At 39.6% G+C, this 23,693-nt stretch carries 22 protein-coding genes; 17 read left to right on the top strand and 5 right to left on the bottom strand.

The window, feature by feature from the left end; all coding sequences use genetic code 11:
• Nucleotides 1-1,161 precede the first annotated feature (1,161 nt).
• From ABIM45_06575 to ABIM45_06525, 11 genes are all read left to right on the top strand, one after another.
• Nucleotides 1,162-1,668 carry a hypothetical protein gene (locus ABIM45_06575; GenBank protein MEO0239567.1) on the top strand — a complete coding sequence of 169 codons (507 nt, stop codon included), beginning with the start codon at nucleotides 1,162-1,164 and terminating at the stop codon, nucleotides 1,666-1,668.
• A gap of 258 nt (nucleotides 1,669-1,926) precedes the next feature.
• Complete coding sequence (locus ABIM45_06570; GenBank protein MEO0239566.1) at nucleotides 1,927-2,073, top strand: hypothetical protein; 147 nt, start codon at nucleotides 1,927-1,929, stop codon at nucleotides 2,071-2,073.
• On the top strand, nucleotides 2,045-2,584 hold the full coding sequence (locus tag ABIM45_06565; GenBank protein ID MEO0239565.1) for a hypothetical protein: 540 nt from the start codon (nucleotides 2,045-2,047) through the stop codon (nucleotides 2,582-2,584). The genes ABIM45_06570 and ABIM45_06565 overlap by 29 nt, the downstream gene beginning before the upstream one ends.
• A 693-nt stretch (nucleotides 2,585-3,277) precedes the next feature.
• Nucleotides 3,278-4,273: a type I-B CRISPR-associated endonuclease Cas1b gene (gene cas1b / locus ABIM45_06560; protein MEO0239564.1), complete on the top strand. Its 996-nt coding sequence runs from the start codon at nucleotides 3,278-3,280 to the stop codon at nucleotides 4,271-4,273.
• 2 nt (nucleotides 4,274-4,275) lie between these two features.
• A complete protein-coding gene (cas2, locus tag ABIM45_06555) occupies nucleotides 4,276-4,536 on the top strand; it encodes a CRISPR-associated endonuclease Cas2 (protein MEO0239563.1) in 261 nt (86 codons plus the stop codon).
• 52 nt (nucleotides 4,537-4,588) lie between these two features.
• Complete coding sequence (locus ABIM45_06550) at nucleotides 4,589-5,035, top strand: hypothetical protein (protein MEO0239562.1); 447 nt, start codon at nucleotides 4,589-4,591, stop codon at nucleotides 5,033-5,035.
• Nucleotides 5,022-5,702 (top strand): hypothetical protein, encoded by a 681-nt coding sequence (locus ABIM45_06545; GenBank protein ID MEO0239561.1) that lies wholly within the window; start codon nucleotides 5,022-5,024, stop codon nucleotides 5,700-5,702. The genes ABIM45_06550 and ABIM45_06545 overlap by 14 nt, the downstream gene beginning before the upstream one ends.
• A gap of 16 nt (nucleotides 5,703-5,718) precedes the next feature.
• The gene (locus tag ABIM45_06540) at nucleotides 5,719-6,519 is read left to right on the top strand and encodes a hypothetical protein (GenBank protein MEO0239560.1); all 801 of its coding nucleotides are present in this window, start codon (nucleotides 5,719-5,721) and stop codon (nucleotides 6,517-6,519) included.
• Entirely contained in the window at nucleotides 6,503-7,945 is a 1,443-nt protein-coding gene (locus ABIM45_06535) for an SAVED domain-containing protein (protein ID MEO0239559.1), read from the top strand. Before ABIM45_06540 ends, ABIM45_06535 begins: the two co-directional genes overlap by 17 nt.
• Nucleotides 7,946-8,119: 174 nt before the next feature.
• Nucleotides 8,120-8,317 (top strand): hypothetical protein, encoded by a 198-nt coding sequence (locus tag ABIM45_06530; protein MEO0239558.1) that lies wholly within the window; start codon nucleotides 8,120-8,122, stop codon nucleotides 8,315-8,317.
• 313 nt (nucleotides 8,318-8,630) lie between these two features.
• On the top strand, nucleotides 8,631-11,657 hold the full coding sequence (locus tag ABIM45_06525; protein MEO0239557.1) for a tetratricopeptide repeat protein: 3,027 nt from the start codon (nucleotides 8,631-8,633) through the stop codon (nucleotides 11,655-11,657).
• Nucleotides 11,658-12,162: 505 nt separating this feature from the next.
• Here ABIM45_06525 and ABIM45_06520 read toward each other — a convergent pair.
• Nucleotides 12,163-13,200 (bottom strand): NAD(P)-dependent oxidoreductase, encoded by a 1,038-nt coding sequence (locus ABIM45_06520; GenBank protein MEO0239556.1) that lies wholly within the window; start codon nucleotides 13,198-13,200, stop codon nucleotides 12,163-12,165.
• Nucleotides 13,201-13,202: 2 nt separating this feature from the next.
• Nucleotides 13,203-13,787, bottom strand: a complete 585-nt coding sequence (locus ABIM45_06515) for a TetR/AcrR family transcriptional regulator (protein ID MEO0239555.1) — start codon at nucleotides 13,785-13,787, stop codon at nucleotides 13,203-13,205.
• A 446-nt stretch (nucleotides 13,788-14,233) separates the two neighbouring features.
• Between ABIM45_06515 and ABIM45_06510 the strand changes: the two genes are divergently transcribed.
• Nucleotides 14,234-14,722, top strand: coding sequence for a hypothetical protein (locus ABIM45_06510; GenBank protein MEO0239554.1), 489 nt, complete (start codon nucleotides 14,234-14,236; stop codon nucleotides 14,720-14,722).
• Between the two features lie 255 nt (nucleotides 14,723-14,977).
• On the opposite strand, the gene ABIM45_06505 is transcribed toward ABIM45_06510, so the two are convergent.
• From ABIM45_06505 to ABIM45_06495, 3 genes are all read right to left on the bottom strand, one after another.
• Complete coding sequence (locus ABIM45_06505; protein MEO0239553.1) at nucleotides 14,978-15,316, bottom strand: hypothetical protein; 339 nt, start codon at nucleotides 15,314-15,316, stop codon at nucleotides 14,978-14,980.
• A gap of 626 nt (nucleotides 15,317-15,942) precedes the next feature.
• Nucleotides 15,943-16,719: a YhfC family glutamic-type intramembrane protease gene (locus tag ABIM45_06500; protein ID MEO0239552.1), complete on the bottom strand. Its 777-nt coding sequence runs from the start codon at nucleotides 16,717-16,719 to the stop codon at nucleotides 15,943-15,945.
• A 25-nt stretch (nucleotides 16,720-16,744) separates the two neighbouring features.
• Nucleotides 16,745-18,358 carry a carbon starvation protein A gene (locus ABIM45_06495; GenBank protein MEO0239551.1) on the bottom strand — a complete coding sequence of 538 codons (1,614 nt, stop codon included), beginning with the start codon at nucleotides 18,356-18,358 and terminating at the stop codon, nucleotides 16,745-16,747.
• A 1,206-nt stretch (nucleotides 18,359-19,564) separates the two neighbouring features.
• Between ABIM45_06495 and ABIM45_06490 the strand changes: the two genes are divergently transcribed.
• Genes ABIM45_06490 through ABIM45_06470 form a run of 5 tightly spaced genes read left to right on the top strand, consistent with a single transcriptional unit; the run spans nucleotide 19,565 to nucleotide 23,685 of the window.
• Nucleotides 19,565-19,942, top strand: coding sequence for a GntR family transcriptional regulator (locus ABIM45_06490; GenBank protein ID MEO0239550.1), 378 nt, complete (start codon nucleotides 19,565-19,567; stop codon nucleotides 19,940-19,942).
• Nucleotides 19,939-20,646 carry an ABC transporter ATP-binding protein gene (locus tag ABIM45_06485; GenBank protein MEO0239549.1) on the top strand — a complete coding sequence of 236 codons (708 nt, stop codon included), beginning with the start codon at nucleotides 19,939-19,941 and terminating at the stop codon, nucleotides 20,644-20,646. Before ABIM45_06490 ends, ABIM45_06485 begins: the two co-directional genes overlap by 4 nt.
• On the top strand, nucleotides 20,643-21,395 hold the full coding sequence (locus tag ABIM45_06480) for an ABC-2 transporter permease (protein MEO0239548.1): 753 nt from the start codon (nucleotides 20,643-20,645) through the stop codon (nucleotides 21,393-21,395). The genes ABIM45_06485 and ABIM45_06480 overlap by 4 nt, the downstream gene beginning before the upstream one ends.
• A gap of 2 nt (nucleotides 21,396-21,397) precedes the next feature.
• On the top strand, nucleotides 21,398-22,999 hold the full coding sequence (locus tag ABIM45_06475) for a hypothetical protein (protein MEO0239547.1): 1,602 nt from the start codon (nucleotides 21,398-21,400) through the stop codon (nucleotides 22,997-22,999).
• Nucleotides 22,996-23,685, top strand: a complete 690-nt coding sequence (locus tag ABIM45_06470) for a hypothetical protein (GenBank protein MEO0239546.1) — start codon at nucleotides 22,996-22,998, stop codon at nucleotides 23,683-23,685. The genes ABIM45_06475 and ABIM45_06470 overlap by 4 nt, the downstream gene beginning before the upstream one ends.
• Nucleotides 23,686-23,693: the final 8 nt, after the last annotated feature.

Genomic DNA, 23,693 nt, shown 5'->3' with positions numbered 1-23,693 from the left:
TAAACAAGTTGAAGGAGGTAGTGAACAGGCTGATAGAGAATAACTTCGAACCGATAGAGGGCGACTTCCATCCAAGGACTGTAAGGAGGCTCTCAAGAATTAAGGTCTTTGCCTGCAGCCCTAAATGGGGTCGCCTCATCCAAGTTCGTAAGGGTAAGATATACCCTTTAGGAATGGAGATTAGTTTTTTGAACCGCCAACACCAAAGCGGCGCAAGAAATTTCTATGTAGCTTACCTATAGGAATGCAGGCTTGAGTTCTCAGTGCATCACCCCTGTATCTTTTCAGCTACCCAAACTACCTATTGGAAATGAAGAGATGAAGTTGCAAGGAAATTAGTTGTAGTGTCGCTCAAGGACCACTAACTAAAACTTACTCGGTTGAAATAAAATTGGTTGTCTTATCAAAACTACAAAACTGATAAATAGGCCTTTTGAGTGTATAATATTAAGAGCCTATTAAAAGGAGTGGTAAAAGGGTAACCAAAGAATGATATATGATAAGTATTTGGGGGATCTAAGGCGATAATAAGAGAAGACGAATGCTCAGCGATGGTGGTATAGATTCATAAGGGCTTTAAGGAAACTGTAATAAAGTCTAATAAGCATATGAAAAGATCCACGGCGATTTTGGCAAAGAAGGGTGTTATGGGACACGCCGATAATGATGGTGATGCTAAAGCACTTCTTCTTTCTGAAGATGATTAAGGTTGAAAAGTGGTAGTTCCATTTAAAAACACAAAATGCCAGTTAGTAAACAAGCAAAAGGTGCAATGTAGGATAATAGAAAATAAATTCAGTTCCCGATCAAGTCGTAAGGATTTTAAAGATGAAGTTGCAAAGAGTTGGTTGGATTGCCAGGCGGTTGTAACAAAAAATTTAATCTGCCGATCAATACTGAAGTTATATGTGGTTTTCAATTTCTGGGCTTAATGCCCGAATTTGAGGCTTCCTTTTCATAGCTTAAAACTCGATATTTTAGTAAAATTGCTGTAAAATAAAAAAAAGATGCTCAAAATAAAAAACAAGGAGTAAGTATGCTAAATCTCTTGCCTGCGAAAGCATTTACTTATGAGCTTATTGAAGAAATCTGTCGATCGGATGCTGAAGGAGTTTTATTAAGCCTTTATGCTGAATTAGGGAAAGGACGAAGCGTTTATGGATGGAAGGAAAAAATATAGATCTCTATCACATTGCTACCTTTGGCTTTTTTGGTGTAAATGAAGCCGGAGAAAGATTTACGTCAAATACCTTTTTTTATGATTTTATCCATCACGTTCTTATTCCGATATTGTATCCCAGATATTCTAACCTTTTTTACACCGAAAAGGGTCGTTTAAGAGAAATGGCACGGAAATTCCTTGAAAAGAAGGAAGACAGCGGTGAGGATATGTTGGAGTTCGTTCTGGATGATGTTTACAACCTATACATATATTACTTCTCTATAGGAACATATCCTGCAAATGATATATTTGCTCACCTTTTATTGTCTTTGGATTTCAAAGGGATTAAGTTCCCATACACAGACCCGGAAACATACTTTGATATACTCTTCTCTTATTACAAAATTTTAGGCATAAAGGTAGAAAGTGAAGAGGACTTTGTAAGGGTCACAGCACTGGCTCGGCATTTTTGGACATTATATAGAGGGAGAGTAAAACGTGGTTAAAAGGATTCTGTTCCCCCTTTTGCTCTTTTTGCTTTCTTGTAGCGATGTAGAAAGAAAGGTTAGGGGCGCATATACTGTTATACCTCTAAACGATCCTTTGGGAAAGTAATTGGAAATAGTGTAAAAGAAGAGCACGAAAAGGTTTGGGGCTTTTACTTGATAATAAGGAGAGAAGTTAAAAAGGATCTTTTGAGGTAAAAATGAGGTTAAAAATTTGGCTCTTTGCCTTGGGAGGAAGTTTTAAAAAGGAGGGCAGGCTTGTATAACCCTTTAAAACTTTTACCCGTTGAAGAGTTTAACAATGAGTTTGTTGAGAAGCTCTGTCACGAGGATATTTTGGGTGTAGCGTTGAGTTTTTTTTGCCGAGACTGGAGTGGTGCGGAGGGCAAGACTCTGGAGCTATGAGGTAATAGACATCATCCACCTTCTTTCCTTCGGTGTCCATGGCGTAAGCGACACCGGCGAAAGGTTTACAAGTGGTCCGAGGTCTAATGGAGCTGTGTTCCATATTTTTTCTCCGGTGTTGAATCCGCAGTATACTGACCGACCTTTTGAAGGATGGGATATTTTCAGGGAAATGGCTCGGAAATATATGGAAGACATAGAGGCCGAAGTTGACGACATCCACAGTTTTATTTTAGACAATGTTTATAACCTCTACATTTACTATTTTTCAGTCGGAGTTAAACCTGCCGTCGATATTTTTTCAGAGTTTATGAAAACTTTGAAGCACAACGGGATTGAGTTACCTCTAAGTAGCCCACAAAGGTATTTTGATACTCTATTTACTTATTTTAAGATCATTGGCTTTAGAGTTTCAGATTATACGGATCTATTCAGGGTTAGGGAGGTTTCAATGGGCCTTTCGATAATTTTGAGAAACGAAAAGGAAGATGATATGCTGGACATCGAGTAAAAAGGGATGTATTTTTTTCTACTTGTTGTTGACTTGTGCCAGAGGATCAGAAGCCGAAAGGTTAAAGTTTCTAAAGTTTAGAAGAATAAACTGAGAAGCCCGTTTTAAAAGATTGAAAGCAAGAAAGATTATTGTACTTTGCTATTTCAACTTTTTAGAAAGCAAAGCGCTGTAGTAAATACAATATACTCATTTCACTGATGGACCTGCTAAATTGCAGAAGTAAATAGGGTACAAAGAACATTTATTGAGGGGCATGTATCAAGACTGGTAGGACTTTAAAGGTTTTTAAATACTTTTAAAGAAAAGATGTGCTGAGGTTATTTGGGATCACGACTTGAGTTTTTTCTCGGTTAACTCAAGTAATTGCTCTTTTTACTTGAAGTCTTAACGATTTAAAAAATCCCATTTTGATCACAGTTGAAAAGTTACTTCTGAAAAGGTATGGGCGGGGTCTAAATCTTTTTAAATTTTGTCTCTGACCTTAAATCAAAACTTTCTGAATGTTTCTGTAGAAACTTTTGTGAATTTTGCTGTGTCGCAAATGGGCATTGAATTACCTCGGTTTTGCAAGCCTATTTTAGGCTTTTAACGGCCGAAAAAATCTTAATTTATGAGGATGTCAAATTTACTTCTTCTTAAGTGTTTAATATAAGAGTAGTTTCCCACTGAAGCTTTTTAAGGGTTGTAATTATGAGGGCGCCTTTCTTCATATTCTCAGACGGAGAAATGGTAAGGGATCAAAATACCGTTTTGTTTGTTGAAAAATCGGGGCAGAAAAGGCGTTTGCCAGTGGAGATGATAAGTGACCTTTTTCTTTTGGGCAATGTTGACATCAGCAAAAACTTAATTGTTTATCTTTCAAGAAAAGGCGTGCTGATTCATTTTTTCGATTTTCATGGCACTTACTTGGGTACTTATTACCCCTTTGAGTTTAATTCTCACGGTAAAACCCTTATAAAACAGGTCGAATTCTTTATTGATGAAAGGAAGAGGTTAGACCTGGCGATAAGATTCGTTCGTGGCGCGGCACTTAACATGTTAACGGTTTTGAAGTATTATCATAGAAGGGGCAAAAATTTAGCATTTCACATTGAGCAGATTGAGAAATTGGCCGACCAGCTGGATTTTCAAGAATCTCAAGAAGATCTCCTCGCCCTTGAGGGGAAGATTTGGGAGTGCTACTATAAATCCTTTGAAGTCATTATTGAAAAGGAAGACTTTGCTTTTGAATACAGAAGTAGAAAGCCTCCTCATAACCCTTTGAATGCATTAATTAGCTTTGGTAATGCCCTCTTATACTCTTATGTTCTATCAGAAATTTATAAGACCCATTTGGATCCCCGTATTGGCTACCTGCACTCTCCAATAGATAAAAAATTGACACTACACCTCGATATTGCAGAGGTATTTAAACCTTTGATTCCGCACAGGGTGATATTCTCACTGATAAATAAGAATGTTGTAAAGGCAGAACATTTTCGAAAAGAAGCAGGCGGAGTTTATCTCAATAGGCATGGACTAAGTCTATTCTCAGAAGAGTTCGAGAAGAAGATGAACGAGGTTTTTTATGATAGGGAGAAAAAGGTTTATTTGACTTACAGGATGTTGCTTCGGAGGGAGGCGTTAAAGTTGGAAAAGCATCTCTTGGGGATTCGTGAGTTTGTTCCTTATCTTTCGAGGTGGTAATGGTGTTTATAATTTTGGTGTATGATGTAGAACAAAAAAGAGTTGCAAAGGTATTGAAGGTTGCGAGGAAGTACCTCTTCTGGCTCCAAAATTCTGTTTTGGAGGGACACCTGAGTGGAAGCCAATTTATTAAATTAAAGCACGAATTGAAGGGTGTGATAGACGAGTCTAAAGATTCCATTATATTTTACATCTTTGATCGGAGGCAGCTTTACAAGGAGTTTGTGGGAGTAGTCAAGGCATATCCCACCCGTTACCTGTAAACTTTGTTTTATTCCGCGTATTTTTGTTTATAATTGTTTATAATTAATGTAAATGTTTCTGGGTGAAAAACTAAAAGAAGTTTTAAGCAAAAGGCCATCCTTTTATGATTCGAAGAAAGAGGTGCTTTTGCTTTGTGCTTGTGGTGATGTGATTCTCCGTTGGCTTGAGGCGCGATACAGAATCAATCTTGGGTCTGCTGCTGGAAGGACCAAAAGACCTGCCTTGGCCTTTCAAGATCGCCCTGAGAATTCAGAGTTTAAAATAGTTTTCTTGACCACAAAAGGTGGAAAGGAATCGGTAAACTTGATTCTTGATTGTGACCTGGAAAACGCCCGATGCCCGGACCGAAAAAGATGCGTTGATCCGAGGATTAAAAGCTATTTGATGGGGGAATATTGTATTTCTATGTATTTTGGTGATATTCCCAAGTATTTCATCAAGGCGGGCGTATGTTATAACTTAGAACAACTTCAGAGGTTTTGCAGTGGCAGAAGCTGATTTTTTACAAATAATACGAAGAATTTTGGACTGGAGTTTCACTGAGGAAGATAAATTAAGGATTGTAAGTGTAATAAAAGAAGTGGTCTTTGAATTGAATTTGCTCTCTTTCTTAGAAAATTATTATCAAGAAAGGGGAGAGGACCTTTTCGAGTCGATTTTTTCAGACTTTTGCTTGAAGGTTCGGGCGAAGGAGAGTCTATTTAAAGGGAAAACAAAGATCAATAAGGCATACTTAAAAACAATGGTTAAGAATGCTATTGTTGATCTTCTTTCCAAGGCCGCTGGAGATGCCTTAATGCGTCCTAATTATCTTGAGAGCTACGCAGTGGAGGAATCGGAGGAAGATGATTTAGGTCAGGATTATGTGTTCGTTGAGAATCCAGAACCAATTGATTATTTAAGGGTTGAAAGGGCCCTTGCCTTCATTGCCGGGTGGAGTGATAAGAAAAAAGAGGTCCTTTGCAAGAAATTAAGGGAGATTTATGAAGGGGTGGAGAAAGGTAAAGGCGAGAAAAAGTCGGATGCCTTTTATCAGATGTGGAAGAGGATTAGAGATGAACTTAAGAGTTTCTTCGATAAGTCAGGGGCCACAGTGGAGGAGCTCGATTATTGGGCTATAAGGGTTTTGTCAGAAATTTGCAATAGAAACCGTTTAAATAAATAGTGATAAGGATGTGCCAATGGAAAATGGTAACTTCGCGATTCCTTTTGATTTGGAGAAACGGATCTACCAAGGCTATCTTGAATTGCTGAGAAAAGGCGAGAAAAATCTGCTTGTAGAGTGCAACGAAAAGAGGGAAGTGTTTATTGGGGATGTGAGGATTTTCAATGTAGATCCCCCCTTTTATTTATTGATAACAAAACAGCTTTCTGAGGAGCTTTTTGAGGTGGTCCCTTTCACTGAATATTGGATCCTTGCCAAAACTTCTCGGATTCCACCCAAAATAAAGATTAAAAAGTATAGCCTCACCATAAGTCCTCTGCCTTACAAATACTACTTTCTTAGAGAGCTATTGTTTAAATACTCTTGCACTCTTACGCGTGTTAATGAAAGGGTGATTTCAAAGGTTTTAGATTATGTGGAAAAAGCGGAGCACCAGGGTTCAAGCCTCTGGACATTGCGGTTTTTAAAAAAGGAACGGGATAGGATAAGTCCCTTTTCAGTGGCGAGTGTCCTCATTGCCTTGGATAAAGAAGAAAAGAAAGAATTTATCATCGAGATGCCTGAAGAGGTGGAAGAGGAATTGGCTTTAGCCTATGCTGCAACCCAGGAAGCCTTGAAGGGGGAAAACTGGCTTGGCGTAAGAGAAGGGGATACTGTGTACCTTTATTTGCCTATGGAAATTTTAGGGAAAGAGATTATTGTTAAATATGGTGATAGGGAACTTTACAGGGGGTCCGTTGAAACTTCACCTATTAAGTTAAAGCTCAAGGGCAAAAACTACGATTTGGAGGGGAAGCTCCATGTACAGCTTTTATGACTTTGAGGTTCCTCACTTTGTGAAGCTTCTAAAGTCTGGTTTAATAAATGACCATATCGGAGAAATTTTAGAACAATTTCAGAGTTTTGGTGTGGAAGCCCAATATGAAATTGTGAAGTACTTAAGAGAGATGAGGATACCGGTTCCTTTAGATGCATTTTCTAAGGCCTTGAAAATTTCCCAGGAAGATGCGAGGAAGATTTTGTTAGAAAGTGGAAGAATCGTTCCCTTGGTGCTTGTGAAGGAGGGTAAAGGTTTTTTGAGTGAAATGTTAGTGATTAAAGGAACTTCGAAAAATATAACGAATTTACCGGATGTGAAGAGAGATTTAAAAACGGTCTCCGATTTTGCTGAAACGAATTTCGCGGTGTTTTTTAAAGATGAGTTTGTTGGGAAAAGTTTTATGTTACCCCTTGCCGTCGCCCTTGTAGTCGACAATCTACCGCCAGAACTTGTCTTTACGGGGAGAATAGATAAGGAAGGCAACATTTACGATGTGGGAGAAATAGAGAAAAAAAGAGAAGCTTGCAAGAGTTACGGAAAAAGGCTGATCGAGCCTTTATTTGTGCCCAATGTAAAGTTAATTAAGGATTGGTTAGACCGCACGGTCTTTGATATACCCTTTTATGTAACTTCTAACATACAGAGCCCACAGTCTGAATTTGAAACTTTTACCGTTAGCATCGGAATTGACCTCAGTGAACTCCTTAGGGGCCTTTCAACTTTTTATTCTATAGGCCAGGAGGATCTCTATATAACTACTGGCTCTCTGAGTGGAGAGGACGATTGGGTACATAGTGTAGAAAAGTTTTACCATCGCCTTTCAACCATAAGAAGCAAACTCTCTGGTCGGGAACATATTCATTTTGCGATGAGGGGCCCTGCTTCACTGGGTATGGCCTTAGGTATGGTTTATGGAAGCCAGAATCCCTTAACTTTGTACCATTTCCAAAACAACCAGTTTGTTAAAATACCTGTAGAAAATATAAGGAGCTTAAAGGAAAGAAATGTTAGTTCTGAATCCGTAAAATACACCTTCGAAAAGGGGGAATTGGATGAAATAGCGGTGATCCTTTCCTTTGCACATCACGAGGCAGTTGCTGATGCCACTAATTACATAGCAAAGATTTTGCCAAAAAGACCGTCGATATTGGTTATTGAACATGAAAGAAAGGGTAATTTAGAGCCGCAGGAGTTTATCGATGTTGCAAGGTCGATTTCAAGTATTATTCAAGATTTAAGAAAGGAACATTCTTTTAAATGTTTTCATTTTTTCCTTTCTTGTCCCGTTTTACTTGCCTTCCTCGTGGGTATGGCCTTTGGCTACTACTCTAACGGGTATATCTACAATTATCAAAAGGGACAGGAAGAAATTTATATCAGGGCTATTTCCTTAGAAAGGGTAAGAAAGATAAGGGAGAATTAGAACTTTGGTCTGTGTCAGGGTTTCTCCTTTAGGCGAGATTGAATCGGGTCCACATTTAGAGTCAGATATTAGTAGGTTTAATGTCCGCCGAGCTCTACAAGAGTGTGCAAACAGCTCTCGAATTGAGAGTTAAATAAATGGATAAGCTTTTGGTTTTTTTATAGTCTAAAAACAATGGACTTTTTAATTGTTAATTCGTGTAATCTGCCTTACCTCTTTGGTTATGGTAAAAACGTCAGTATGCCCGAAAACTCCTTATGCTGGGTTTTTGATGAATTAAATTCGGTTCTGGCTAAACTCCTCTATAATACGAGAAACTTGAATTTTCATGTTTTTTCCCTTATAATGTATATACTTCATATAAATGGATGAAAGCTAAATTCCGTCTCTTGGTCTCTAAACTTATTTTAGAGAATCAGGACGCGGTTTTCATTAGAGAACTGTGGCGAAGGTAAATTGGTATTGGTGACCTTTCATTACCTCTCGTCCGAGGCCGAGGTTCCCCCTCCCGTTAAGGTTTTGTCCCCATAACTGCCTTTGCAAGTGGAAAGCAAAGTTAAACAGGGCGGTGGTAATTTTGTGGGCTTGGTTATTGGAAAAATTTTTGGGGGATTAGTTAAAAGGTTTTAGGTTGTGAAAATTAAGAAAGTTAATGGAAATTTTTTTAAAAAAGGAGAGGGGGTAAATGACAGATGAGTGGGTAAATATAAATCTACAAAATATAAAAGATGTGGTCCCATTAGACCCCAAATGCCTATACAATGAACCTACTGAGCCCGTGTTTACCTTTCACTATTGGAGAGTGGGAATAACTTGTATAATGAGATGCAACCGAGGAATGCAGGTGTTTTCGTGGCTTTCAAGGTGGTTTCATATTTATGGTTCTCGGCTTGCCTTTATCTTGAAGAAAAGCCATCCGGAAGGCGATTCTTTTGTGTTGGAGATAGATAAAGAATTGGATGAAGAGGATGCAAAACCTTGTATCGATAAGCTAAAAAAACTGAGTTCGACTTTACCTGAAGATCCTAGAGTGAGATACATGCTTGCCAGTTTTCTTCATTATGAGAGTGTTTTCCCTGATTTAGCAATCGAGGAATATCGGAAAGTTTTAGAAGCCAATCCCAGGAATTTAAGGGCTCGTTATAGACTTGCTCTTTTGCTTAAAGGCCTGTTACGTTTAGAGGAGGCGCTGGAGGAATTCAATGAGATCCTAAAAATTGATCCAGATTTCGAGGGGGCAAGGTATTATTCTCAAGTGATTTCCGATATTATAAGTCACGGAGGACAGGATTTGATAATTGCTGGAATGAAAAGATCACGGAATTTTAGAATTTACATTTATGATTTAATTTATATGATGCGTTCTCTGCATTTATACTACTTGGCAGATCTGTTTTATGAGAGGTGGCTTAAGAGGCAGCTTTACCGCAAAGATGTTTTCCACTCTCAGCCTAAAGAATCGGAACTAGTCGAGAAATTAAGAAACCATATCAAAAGCACCGAAGTCGCCGGACTTAAGAGGGATGAAATGATTGAATACCTTATGGGTGAGATGTTCTTAGAGAGATTAAATGGCGACAAGGCTCGTGGGTTCTGGGCTTTCATTAAAGAGATTGATGAGATTCAGAAAAAGGTTGGTTTTATGTTTGTGAATGCGAGATACAGATACAAAGATGAGGCCAAAAAGATATTCCAAGAAATCTTAAAAAAGAAGGAAGATGACGAGTTTTCTAAGAAAGCTTTGAGGATTTTAGAGGAGGGGGATAAGACGCGGGAAAAAGCTTATGAATATATAAGTTCGGTTATGAAAGATAAAGATTATAGAGAACTTTTCAAAGAGATCAAAAAATGCGAGGAAAAAATTAAAGCTGGCCTTGCTGATGCTGAAACCTATTGTGAGTTAGGCGAAGCATACCTAAAACTTGGAGAGACTGACTGGGCAATTAATGCCTTTAATTATGCTCTTAATTTAAAACCCGATTTACCAAGAGCACTTTTGGGGTTGGCAAGGGCGAAATTTAGAGGTGGTTATAGCGGTGGTAAGGAGATAGTTCTTAAATTGTTGGAAGTTGACCCCCAAAATGTCAAAAAATACTTGGAAGCGATAGCTTCTCGCGGTAAGTATCCTGGGGATGAAGTGTTATTAAAGGCTTTTGAGATAGATCCTGAACATGCGAGTGATTATGTAAAGATGTTTTCCTTTGAGGGGAAGTTTGCAGGAAGTGACGAGGTTTTAGTGAAGGCGATGGGAGTCGATGAGGCATCTGATCCAATAGAATACATAAAGAGATGTGCCAAGAGCGGACATTATCCTGGTGATGATGTTTTGCTGAAAGCTATAGAACTTAATCCATTTCAGGAGATTAATTTTATAAAACTCTTTAATTTTGATGGCAAATTCCCTGGGGGTAGGAAGGTCTTGGAGCACGCATTAGCGCGTGGTTATAAAGATGCAGAACTTTTTTATCTCTACGCTAAAACCTTTGATGTTGTTAACTCAGAGGCGGGTGAGATTTACGAAAAAGCTTCAGGAGATTATGTTCTCACCTTCGGCTTGCCTTATTCTTTTAACATCTTAAAACTCAGGCGTGAAAAGGTTTACAGGCGCTATAGCGATGGTTATTGCCTTATCGTACCTCATTCTCTTGAAGACATTGAGACAAGGGTAGAGTACCTGAAAAAAGCAGTTGACTATGATCCTGACTTTTTTGATGCGTGGGTAACTTTGGCAAAGGACCTATTTGATTTGATGTGGTATAAGGGGCTTGACAACCAGGACGAAGTTATAAGAGCTTGGAGAGAGGTTTTGAGATTAAACCCTGATTTTGCAGAGGCTCATAGATATTTGGCAGAGGTTTATTGGTATACTTTAAGGTTTGACGATGCGTTGAGAGAGTTCGAAGAGATGGAGAGGCTTCGGCCTGATGATATTTTCAACACTTTGCTCTATGGGAATTTTTTGCAGTATCTTGGGAAGTTTGAGGAAGCGGAGAAAAAATACAAAAAACTTACAGGTATTGCCTCCTATTATCTCGGTTACTTGTACCACTACCTTGGCCGGTATGATGAAGCTGAGATTGAATACTTTAAAGCTCTTGAATATATAGTTTTTGAGTGGCTTGACTATACGGATATTGAGTTATTACTCGCATTACTAATGTTCCAATTGGAGAGATATGATGATATCTTAATTTTGTTCTCAACCCGTCTCATGTCATGTGGCCGTCGGGATTTAAGGCCGGAGTATGCCTTCTTTATTTCAAAGTTGATGGAAAAAGTGAAATGTTATGAAGTGGCTGAACTTATGCTCTATGAAGTGGAAAAGAAGGACCCAGAATATTTAAAATGGAGTGACTCTTTAGCCAATTTTAAAATAAAGTCTTATGATTTTATGAAGTTACACCCGCGCATTCTATCGGTATCGGGAAGGATTGAATTCAGGAGATCGAAGCCGGCTTTCCAGGAAAAACTTAACTTTGTTGAGATTTTAGATGAGGCACTTAAATATTTGGAGAGAATTAGGCGTAATTCCAATGATGTTCTTGCTCATTACGGTTTGGCGTTGCTTTGTGAAAAGGTAGGAAATTTTGAAGGGGCTGAGAAGGAATTGAAAGAAGTTTTGAAAATTAAACCCGATTTTACTCAAGCCCAGGAGAAGCTGGAATATTTAGAGAAACGAAGAAGTGGGGAAATTGAGAAGAAAATGAATTAGGGCTTTTGGTGAGTTGAGTTTGTTTGAGGAGGGGGAGTTTTGAGAATAACTCGATGTATGCTGATTAATGATTAACCTTAAATTTTAGTGAACATCGCAGAATTGAAATGACTGGTGTTGTTAGTATAAATACCTCTGAAAGGAGGTTAGGGTTTTAACCCGGCGTTAGTAAGTAAAACAATTAGCGAGTTGTTAACTGACATTGAACGTGGAGGAATTGCTCTTCTGGATATGCAAAAAAGTCTGTTTGAGACAATACAAGGTTCGCGATTAAATTGATTCTCTTATAGAAATCATAAAAGTCATCTAACTGGGAATGATCTTTCTTTGGAAAAAAGATCCTAAAGACAAAATACAATTTTTGAGGTCATGACGCCAAAAGAGATAAAAAAAGAAACTTGCTTACTATTTCATTTTTCCAAAAGAGCATTCCCAATTGCTGTATTTGAAGCCGAGTGTTATTTTATGCATCCTGCTGATAGTATTTAGCCGTGAAATATGGCCCCTACTTCGCCATGTTTTTAATTAGACTTCTCCAGTAGTTCCACCAGATTACCCTTTGTGGTATTATTCGGGTTCTGTAGTAGGGGGATTTTTTGAGGAGGAAATAGCGGATGGTGGGGCGGAAGAGTTTTATAAAGAAGAGTTTTATGCCGAGGGCTTTTTGGATGTCCTTTACATAGTCGTCGATGGTTCTTGTCTGGTAGTTCAGAAGTCTTTGGCTTTCTTCGGTGTCCATCCAGTCAGTGGCAAAGTATTCCATGGAAAAGGCTTCCTTGGGGAAGGTCCCTATGCCAATACCTTCTAAGACCTTTTCAACGATTTCACCGTAAGTATACCAGCACCTTTTTCCTCCACCGATTAAGAGTATTTTTCCCCATATCTCTTCACTTCTTACACCGTGGGCGATGGCTAATCCGACATCCTTTGTGTGGACATATTCCATTCGGTTTTGCAAGTTGATTTCAAAGAGAGTTTGATCGATTTTCAGATTTATAGGCATGGATGCGGCTAAACGAAAGATGGACCATTTTAGATTGGAGTTTTTAATCATATTTTCACATTCTACTTTGTGCCTTGAATAGTGCTCGGGTGGGTTAACGGGGTCATCGGGTTTCCTTGGTGGAGAAAGATGCTGAGTTATTCCGAAAACATGAACAGAGGATGTAAAAATTATCTTTTCTGGTTTTCCCAGTTTTTCCATGGCCTTTATAAGATTTCTCGTCCCCTCAACATTTACCTTGTAGGCGATCTCCGGGACCTTTTCTGATTCTAAGCCTGTTGCAGAAAGTTTTGGTATGATAAAGGCGAGATGAACGACAACCTCTGTGCCTTTTAGTGCCCTTTCTATGTCTTCTTCCTTTGTGATGTCTCCCCAGAATACCTCGACACTGTCTTTGTATCTTTTCTTTAACTTTTTGAAAATTTTGACATTCCTTCTGGTTTTTAAATCAAAACATCTCACCTGGTCGCCCTGATTTACAAGGGCCTCAATGGCACTTTGTCCAATGTTTCCAAAGGCGCCTGTTAAAAGCACCTTCATTTTTAATCCTCCTTTTTAATGGACTCGAGGATGAGCTTTATGCCTTCCCTGCTTATTTCTTCCATTTGATTATCGGATTTAAAGATTTCCTGTTCAATGGTTCCTATTGCATAGGATACTATAACGTGAGCAGTAACTTTCGGATCCACCGGTTTTATTATCCCTTTTTGAATTCCTTCAGCGATGATCTGAGCGAAATAGTTAGTATAGAGTTCAAAATATTCGGAAAGTTTTTTGAGGATATTTTCGTCTCTTATACCTGCCCTTAGAAATTCGATAAACAGTAGGAATTTGGGCCTTGATTCCTTAAAAATTTCTTTGAAGAGTTCAGTCATTTTTAACAGACTATCGTAGATGTTTTGCGCATTTTTGACATATTCGTTGATTCGTGATGTGAGGTCTTTTAGCCAAAGGTCAAGAATTTCAAGGAAGAAACTTTCTTTAGTGGGGAAGTAATGGAAAAAGGCACCTTTGCTCACCTCGGCCTTTTCACAGATTTCCTGTATGGAGGTCGCATCGTATCCTTTGAGGGAAAAGAGCTCCTCTCCTGCCTTTAAGATCCTGGTTTTAGTTTCGGGTTGTTCCATTTTTTACTCCTTTTATACCGACTGGTCGGTATGTAATTATGAATGTTGGGGTATGAAATGTCAAGGGGGCTAAAATCCATTGTATTGGCAAGTAGAAGTCTGGCTATTTTTGAGAAACGACCCCGAAGTGGTAATGCTATTATACTTTGTATTAGGGCGAAAAGTACCAGTGAAACTTCGCCAAGATTTTTCAAAAGTGATTTTTTTTATTTCTGTAAAGGTGGGTACCCAGTAATGTGAGTCTTATTTTGCTTTATAGAATATGGATGAAGTGTCTTTTAAGCGAGAAAGCGCCTTGAATTTGTGAGTCTGCACGGCTCAAAAATCTCGTTATGGTTAGTGACAAACACAGGAGAATAGCTGATTTGGGCGGGGCTTGAGTTAATTTGTTTTTTAATTACATAAAATTTGTTGCATATTAAGTCTTATGGGTGTAAAATTTTACAATGTTGGCACCTATAGATGAGCTTTTTGAAGAATTTAAGAAGGCGAAGCAGGAAGAGCGAATAAAGATTCTCGAAAAAATTGCGGATTATAATTTTTCAAACAAGTATGAGGTTGTCAAAGCCCTAAGCCTGTTAGTCGAAATTCTTGGGAAGGCATCGGGGAAGCTTAAGAATTCTGCAATAAATGTTCTTGTTAAAATGAAGGAAAGGGGCGCCTTTGATATCCTGATAGATGAGGTTCGTAGTATCTTTGGAGAGTTTAGTGAAGGTGAATTTGACTTTGGTATTGAAGAAGAAGTATCCCATGAGGAAAAAGAAGAACTTAATATCCACGATTTTTACGATTTTGTTATGGAGTTCCACCCGGAGGAAGAGGTAAAGGAAAAGACTCCAGAGGAGAAGATTAAGGAAGAAGAGGAAAAGAAAAAGGCTAAGGAAAAACGGGAAAAATATCCTGATCTGATGGATTTTGAAATCCCAGAGGATTAAAGACTCTTAGCCCATTGTTTGAATTTTTGGATCTCTAAGTAAAAAGCCAGTATTCCAGAGGTATTTTGTAGGGTCGTGCGCAAGGGATATTTCACCGTAATCAAACTCTATCTTTAAATTCTTGCAGGAAGGTTAAGGCGATGTAGTCTTTTCGGTTCAGGGGGATAATACCCTTTAGATCACTAACTCTTAATGAGGGAGAGACAGCAAATTTTTCGCTGTAACTCTTTACCTCGAGGAGAAGCCCGCTTTTTACTAAGGCATCGATAAAAAACTCTTTAAAGTTCCAAAGTCAAGACCAAGGGCCTTGCAGAGCTTGTGGGAGTCCATGCTAATGGTGCCTTCAATTTCCTTCCCAAATGGAAGGGAAATCCCCCGAAATAAAAATAGTCTTCTTCCATATTTGAGGGTACTGTAAATAGAAGAGACATCTTTTGGGATATCGCTTCGGAACCCATACCGATCTTTTGCATTGTTACAGTTTAAAACCACTTCTGTAAAATCTTTTGGTAATTTCTTCATGTAAGAGGCGTGTTCACTAAATAAGGATGGGAAGTTGAGAGTGGTAAGCTCGCTAAACTTTAAGGAATACATCTCCGTTATTGTTGATCTACGGGATAGATCGGGGTTCAGCTCCACTTTTAGTGCGCAGGATCCTGTTGCTATTACATGTACGTTTTTATGTCTTTTCGTGGTATCAAAAGATTTTTAAGAACAATCTCATCGGCTATCAGCCTTGCGACATCTAAGTGAATTTTGTGCGGAATTTTCGAAATAAGGCCCGGGTAGTCTAAACCTTCGGGTACAATGTATCTTTGAAGGTGATATATTTGTGCAAGGAGGGTGGTTTTGCCGATGCCTCTTATTCCTGCAATTAAATTTATTTTTTCTAAGTCTACGAGCCCCTCTTTTTCGAAATTATCTAATAAGAAAACAAAGTTTGAGAAGATGGTGGGGTTTAGCTTTAGATCGTCGCCGTAGATGTAGCCTTCAGGGAGTTTATCTACATCAGCTCTCCATAGGCGATGGAATCTCTCTATTTGTTCTTACGTAGCCACTTTTAGATTACATTGCATTCCGTTTGAAAAGTCAAGTTTAATGGGATTGGAACACAATTAAATGTGTCCATTTGATTGGATTCAAATCCTGTTAAAAATAGCGGAACTTTAGTACCTTTACCGAGCAGGCTTTCTAAAAGAATGTTAGTTTTTTATCTAATGCTATTGGATTTCCCTTGTTGGTCTTTCCACAGGTTTTCTTAGCTTTATTATGACCCACAATGCAAAAAGGGCGAAAATGAAAACTACCGTCTCCATCAGAATCGTCGAGTATACTTTCATTTTCATAAATACTGCTATGCCATCGACAAGGGTATGTCCTAAGATAGCGTAAAATAGCCAGAGTATATTTGACCTTACGATGGATTGGAGTACCAGTAGAGTCCAGGCAAGGTGCATAGTAATTGCAAAGATTCTCTCTAAGCCGCCAAGAAGTGGCACATACCAGGGGACTGACCAGAAGGCCTCGACCTGGGATTTGAGTCTAAGGAAGTCCTCTCCACTTAACCCAAGCCTTTCCAGGCCGCCGCTTTTCATTATGAGCATATTGATAGAGGTTGAAAATACAAGGAGTCCGAGGATTAAAGATTCCATTCCACCATGACCTGCCCCAAAGGTAATTCCTTCTTCCCAGGAACGTGCTTCCTTTTTCCAGAATTTGAGGGCGAGATACCTCGCTAATTCTTCACATACCCCGGCGGAGAGTCCCGCAACAAGGGCCATCGCTGGTAGTGGCCAGAGCGCAACTCCTTTACCGCCTCTTAGAAGGCCGAGGACATAGTTAAGTGGCAGATGAACGACTTGAGAAAGAATGAAGGTTATTGCACCGGCCCAAACAAGGTTCATAGTTAGGTTAAATCTTTTTGTCAGGTATGACCATAAAACAATGGGCACCCCGATCATTATGAGGATTTCAATGATAAAGGCGACTATTAACATTTCCCCTCCAGTAATTTAGCCTGATTCAGGCTTCTTTTCCCCTTATGGCTGAAATTGACTCAATTACAACAAAAATGGCAAGGGCAAAGAGGATCATAGAGGTAATTGTAATAACATCGTATTGGTTGTGAATCATTTTGACTACGATGGTGTAGCTGAGAGCGGTCAGGGTCATTGCCAGCATAAATATCATAGGCAAAATTATGGCTAAGGAGTGTTTGAAGTTTTCTCTTTTCACCCACACATAGATTATGAGTAGGACGAGGGCTGCAAGGAGCTGGTTGGTGGTTCCGAATATGGGCCAGACTACTTTCCAAACGGGCACGATATTTCCGGAGAAGTCCCTCAATTTCATATTTAATAGTAAAATCGGCAAAATAAGGGAAATAACCGTTGCAAAGATTCTGGAGCCTAAGCTTTCTTTAATCTCAAAGAGTTCCTGGAAGATGTACCTTGCGATTCTGGTTGCAGTGTCCACCGTGGTCAATATGAAGGCGGATATGGCAAGGTAGCCGAGGATTTGCCCTGCCCTTGGATTGATGCCTACTATAGAGCAGAACTTCCCTATTCCTTCCGAATAAATTTGCTGAGGGTTAGAGCCTGTTTGACCTTTTGTAAGGATCATCACCGTTGAAAGAGAAATGGCAGCAACCACACCTTCCAAAAGCATCCCGCCGTAGGCGACGAATCTGGCATTTTTAGGGCTATCGAGCTGCTTGGATGTGGTTCCCGAGGCGACGAGGGAGTGGAATCCAGAAATGGCGCCGCAAGCAATGGTTATAAACATAAAGGGAATCAGAGGTCCAATGGATGGGGAGCTAAAGCTCACAAAGGCTGGGTAGTTAATCTGGTTTCTTCCAAAGATAAGGCCTATAAGGCCAATTATTACTGTAAAGTAGAGAAAGTAGCTTGAGAGATAGTCCCGTGGCTGTAAGAGGAACCATACCGGAAGGATGGACGCTAAAAAGCAATATCCAATTAAAATCCAGATCCAAGCACTCTTTGTAAGAACCAAAAAGGGGTTACCGAGGCTATAGACGATTCCTGCAAAGACTATGATTAAGGCAATTAAGGTTGATAAACCGAGTTTGATCTTGAGCCTGTAGAGGGAAATGCCGAACAGGATTGCGACGAAAATGTAAAGGATGCTGACCTGAGCAACCGCCGGTTCCTTAGCAAAGGTGTCTGCACTGAGGTCAAGAAATACTGCAACCACGTACATTAAGGCGAGCCATATGAAAACGAGAAAAATCTTATAAGTCCTTTTGTTGATGTATTTTTTGGCTACCTCTGCTACGGATCTGCCACCGTGTCTTATGGAAATTATCAGGGAAGAGAAGTCATGAACTCCGCCGATGAAGATGGAGCCGAGTACTATCCAGAGAATAGCCGGTGCCCAGCCAAAGGCAAGTCCCGCAATGATAGGCCCAACGATGGGTCCAGCGCCGGCGATGGATGAAAAGTGATGTCCAAGCAATACCAATTTATTTGTCGGAACGTAGTCGACGCCGTCGTATTTCTCCTTTGAGGGGACGGGTTCCTCTTCTTTTACCTTGTAAGTGTTTTCGAGGAACTTACCAAAAAATCTGAAGGCGAGCCAGAAAATAAAAATTACTGCAAAAATATATACGGTTGTCATGGAAAAATTATAAGATGCGTATTAGAGAAGAGAAAACGGATGGATGTTGAAAAACAATCTATTCTAAAGGCGATATTTTTCGCGGCAAGGGAGTTGAAAGATGGCGGTACGTCACCCCTTTTTATTCTTTAAATTTAATGAGAAGTAGCGCGTCGTAAAATTTTAAAATTTAAACACCGCGTTTTCAAAGTTAATACGTAACATAGACAGAAAATTTAATAGAGCAATAACGAGGTCACATAATAGCAGGTAGGCCGATGGTAGGAAAGTGAACTCCTTAACTCCGTATTTTTTAGACAGTAGGCTCAGCGATAGAGGCTGATAGCAGGGGAATGAACTTTAAGTGGCTTCTACGCCTGCTTGAGAAAACCTTTTTACGAGGCCGGTAGAAGGAAAGTTAACTTTTAATTAAAATCAGATTACGTAGAAGTATTTCTAATAGATCTCGCCTCGAAAGTTTTGAAAAGGCAACCTGAGATGAGCTGTTTTGAATCAAGATGGGACTTCACAGATTTATTTCTCTTTTATGGTTGTTCGGTTCTTACAAGAGGCTACCTTATCGGTGCCAGTTGTTGAAAATGGTGGTTTTTGCTACTATTTAATAACACTTTCAGTTTAAAGAGTTTTCAAATGTCAAGCTCATTCAGTAAATTTTTCGGGGTATTCTTTTTCAAAGGAACTTGCCCTTGTTTTAATTAAACTCTCACAAAGACTTGTTTATTTCTCTAAGTGCTTCTACCGGTAAATCTGGGGTACAGTGGGTTTCTAAAAGGTTCATCCTATCCCTCTAGCATAAATGGCAACCCTTTTTTCTGCTTGCAAGGCGACATAATGAATGGACTACACCGGGCAATAGGAACATACATTAAAGAAGGATTTCGATCCAGGCGCTCCGTAGGGGGTAGTTTATGGTTTCCTCACGGACCCTCAGGAGGTACAAATGTATTGTTTACCTATTTCCATTTTATCACTTCTTATACATGCTTAAATTTCAACGCGATTTAACTTAACTTTTGTTGAATGTTATCTTCAAATTTCACGAAGCTCCGTCCTCTGGACAAAAACCTGAGCATTAGATCTTGTGGTGCGAAATTGTATTTAATTTATGAAGTTTAAAAATCTTGAATTCCTTGATTTTTCTAAGTTCTTGCAAACCCAATGGTACCCCCTCTTGACAGTTCGAGTGCAATAGTGTATTATTAAACTATGACACTTGATAAAATGAAAAAACCAAATTTCGATCCAAACCTGCCTATATACTTGCAAATAATGAATTTTGTGAAAAAACTCATCGTACGTGGTATTTTAAAGCCCGGCGATAAGATTCCTTCCGTTAGGGATATGGCACTTTTCCTCGGTGTTAATCCTAACACCGTTCAAAAGGCATACGAAGAGCTGGAGAGGGAAGGTGCTATTTTTACAAAGCGGGGACAGGGGAATTTCGTTAATGAGGATGTAAACATCGTTGAAAGAATTAAAGAGACCATGGTCAAAGAACTCGTGGAAAGGTACAGAAAAGAACTGGAAGAATTGGGGATTTCTAAGAAAGAAATTTTTGACCTTTTAAAGGAGATGCTCGAATGAGCGAGGTTATTAAAGTTGCCAATCTTTACAAAAAATATGGTACGGTTATTGCCCTTCAAAATGTTACTTTGGGGATAAAGAAGGGTGAGATTGTGGGCATATGTGGCCCCAATGGAAGTGGTAAGTCCACATTCCTAAGGATTCTCACGGGGATTGTAAAGCCGACTCGGGGGTACGTTGAAGTCTTAGGTGGGTTTGTCTCTAAAAAGGTAAAAAAAAATATTGCCTACGTCTCGGAAAACGATGTTTTTTACAAATGGATGAGGATCGAAGAGCTTCTTGTTTTCCTGAAATCTTTCTACACTGATATGGACGTTGAAAGGGCGAAGGAACTATTAAGAAAGGAAGGTCTTGATCTGGATAAGAAGGTGGGAGAACTTTCAAAGGGGAACAGGCAGAGGCTTAAAGTGATTATGGCCATTTCAAGGTCACCCGAAGTGATGCTTTTAGACGAGCCTTTCTCAGGTATTGACATGCTCTCAAGGGAAAGGATTCTCAACCTTTTAAAGGAATTCCTGATCGGGGGTGAGAGGACTGCTTTAATTTCCACCCACTTTGTCGAAGGACTCGAGGAGATTTTCAGCAGGGTCATTTTCTTTAAGGAAGGTAGTGTGGTTCTTGACGAAAATTGTGAGGAACTAAGGGAGAAATACGGAAAATCGGTAAAGGCCATGTATTTTGATGTGTTTGGAGGTTTGTCATGATAGCAAAACTTATCTGGAAAGATATCAGGGAAAATTTTATTAACACTTTGATTTTTGCAGGGCTCATTCTCGCTATGACAATTTACGGCTTAGTTAAGAACTTTAAAGATGTCCGGAGCCTCGCTTTTTTATCGATTTTGATTGTAGTCTTCTCCTTCATAATGGTTCTTGGTTATGCGATTTATCGAGGTTTTTCTTCCTTAAAAAGGGAAAAGGATCGAAACACTTTAGAATTTCTCTTATCCCTTCCCGTTGATGGACGAGAAATTGTCACCTCTAAATTTTTGGCATTTTTTACCGAAGTGCTTTTCCTTTCCCTTTGTATTACGCTCTTTTCTCACATTCCACTCTTTTACATGCTTATTACAAAGGCCATTGGAAAGGCGGAGTTTATTTCAGCGGTAAAGACGATTACTTATATCGCCTTCAATTTCTTCCTTTTGGCTCTCTTCCTTTTTATTGTGTTCCAGTTTTATGAGATTCTTGTACTTTCGCTAAAAACAAAAAATTTCTTTGTAAATGCAGTTTTGTTCTTTGTTTACCTTTATCTATTGTCGGAGCTTATAGCCATTTTTAAAAGGGTATTCGGTTTTTTGCCTGATCAGGCTCCCATCCTTCATACCATAGGGGGAGAGACTTTTACGATAATGGGCGGCACAAATTATCAAGGGCTGGCGGCCGGAGCTCTTGCTGGTGTCGTCCTTATCGTAAGTGGGATCATACTGTTCAACAAAAAGGTGGAGGTGTAGGTATGAACCTGCTATTGGCATTGTTGTTACTCAGTAAAATATCTGCAGAAAATGTAAAAAGTGTTACAATTAGAGAGAGTGGTCCTGAGTTTAAATCCTCAGGACACCAAGTATCCGTCGTCATTGACAGCGTTGATGGAGTGGATTTCTCTGAAGAGGAAGGATACAGCACGGAATTAAAGGACGGGGAACTCGTAATCAAGGTAGAGGGCAAGAAGAGCCTGGAAATAGAAATACCCGCAACCACAGAAAAGATTTCTTTGAGCGGCATCTTTTCTGATTTTAAAGTGGTGGCCAATGTCCCTTACTGTGGTGAACTGGTTAATGCCACGAATGTCAAGGGAGATATTGAAGTATCAGGAAAGCCCATAGCGAACTTGGTGTTACTAAATGTCTTCGGCGATATATACGTTGAACTGGAGCCAGATCCCGGTATATTGCCTACAATCCAAGTAACTTCAGTGAATGGAGACGTGGAACTCGATTTTATCCCCGGTCGTGTAACTGTTAGCAGTGTGAGGGGTGACATTACAATCAAGAAGCCCGATACCCTTTACGTGGATAGCCTTTACTCTTATAATGTAAGTTCGGTTTCAGGTTCTGTTGACATTCCCTTCGAAATTGAAAATCTCGTGAACGTATCAAAAACCACGAACAAGAAGGAAGAGGTCTTTGTGCATTTTGAGCCATACTTCCCAATTTTTTCCTTTAACAGAGTAGATGGTCTTTTATTCTTCCCGTCTTCTGACGCGGTGAAGGATTGGGGTAGATACACGGTTGCCATTGGTTATGGGACTGCCTCGAAAAAGTTTCAGTACTATTTAGATGTGGAAAAGTTCTTCCCGATAAAAGATGTGAATATTGGGACCGGGCTTTCTTTATACAACTACCATACTTACCCCGACTTCTGGAAGGTAACGAGGGGCGAGAATACGTGGCAGGCTTTACTCTTTAAGGATGATATTCAGGATTTTTACAAATCTAAGGGGTTTGATCTTTACCTGACTACAAGGGTGAAGAGCTTTGGAACTAAGATTTCCTACGTCCAGAGGAAACAGGAGAGTTTGAAGGTAAGGACGAACTTTTCCTTATTCTATAAAGACAAAAATTATAGAATAAATCCTGCGGTTCCTGAGGGGTTGAACAGAATGGTAAAGCTCGAACTGGGATACAGTGACTTTGCCAGATTTTCAGGGGAATATTACCTTGAAACTCCAATCGATAAAAAGGTTTTGAGGATTCAGGCAGACTTAGAAGGGAAAACCCAAATTTCTCCTGTGGAGTTTTACCATAAGATAAGCGCTGGCTACACCGATTGTGATAGCTTCCCATATGGTTTCACCCTCGGTGGCCCAACGACCCTCCCGGGTTATCCCACAGGCTATTTCTCACCCAAAAAGTTTGTCCTCGCCCATGAGTATTTAATTGTGCCAACCAAATTCATCGACTTCATTGTTGGAGTCTACGGTGGTTTTGTTGATGGAAAGTTCTATGGAGATTTCCTTGGGGGAATCAACATCTTTAACGGTTGCAGCGTATTTGTGACAAGGGATAAGGCATCAAACCAGATAAAATACTATATGAGGTTTAACACTAAGATATGATAGGGGCTATTTTTCTCCTTTTTGGAACCTTATTGCCTCCTGCGGAAAAGGCTACCCTCCGTATCGAAGGCAGATTGCAGGGTATTGAGCTTATCATCCAGCCTGGGGAGAGTACCTACGCCCTCGGGGCTCTCCCCAGGGCTTACCCTGCAAAGGGTGAACTGGTCTACGACTTTGGCGACCTTTCAAGTAGTTTGCCACCATTGACCAGTAAAAGGATTAGACTTTACCTCTCGTCGGATGTGAGAAATCTCTCCTTGGACCTCTATGCAGAATTTTCCAAAATCAAAATAAATCTTGAACATATTGATACCCTGAAGGTTAATTTAAACTCGAGATTCTCCTCTTTTTCTGTTTACACAGAAAGTGCGAAGGTTTACCTTTTGAATATTAGCCAGTTTAGAGGCGCATCAGCCGTTTCCGGTAAGAGAGCAGAGGACTACGGTGACATTACGATAATAGGAGGGACCTTCAAGATTAGTGGTTATGTGAATAAAATTGATTACCTTTTCAATGCTGAGGGTTCAGAGATAGTTTCCACGAATAAGGTTACCCTTCACAGAACGGGGCTCCTAAACAGGCTTAGGGTCGAGGATAAATCGATTGAGTTTTCAAACCCACTTGGAATTTTGAAGGTTTACGGAAATTTTAATATCATAAAGTTTTCAAAAGTTGATGAAGAATAGGAGGGAAA

The sequence above is a fragment of the candidate division WOR-3 bacterium genome (assembly GCA_039803545.1).
In the GTDB taxonomy this organism is placed as follows: domain Bacteria; phylum Hydrothermota; class Hydrothermia; order UBA1063; family UBA1063; genus UBA1063.
This window is presented reverse-complemented; position numbering and strand designations above follow the sequence as displayed.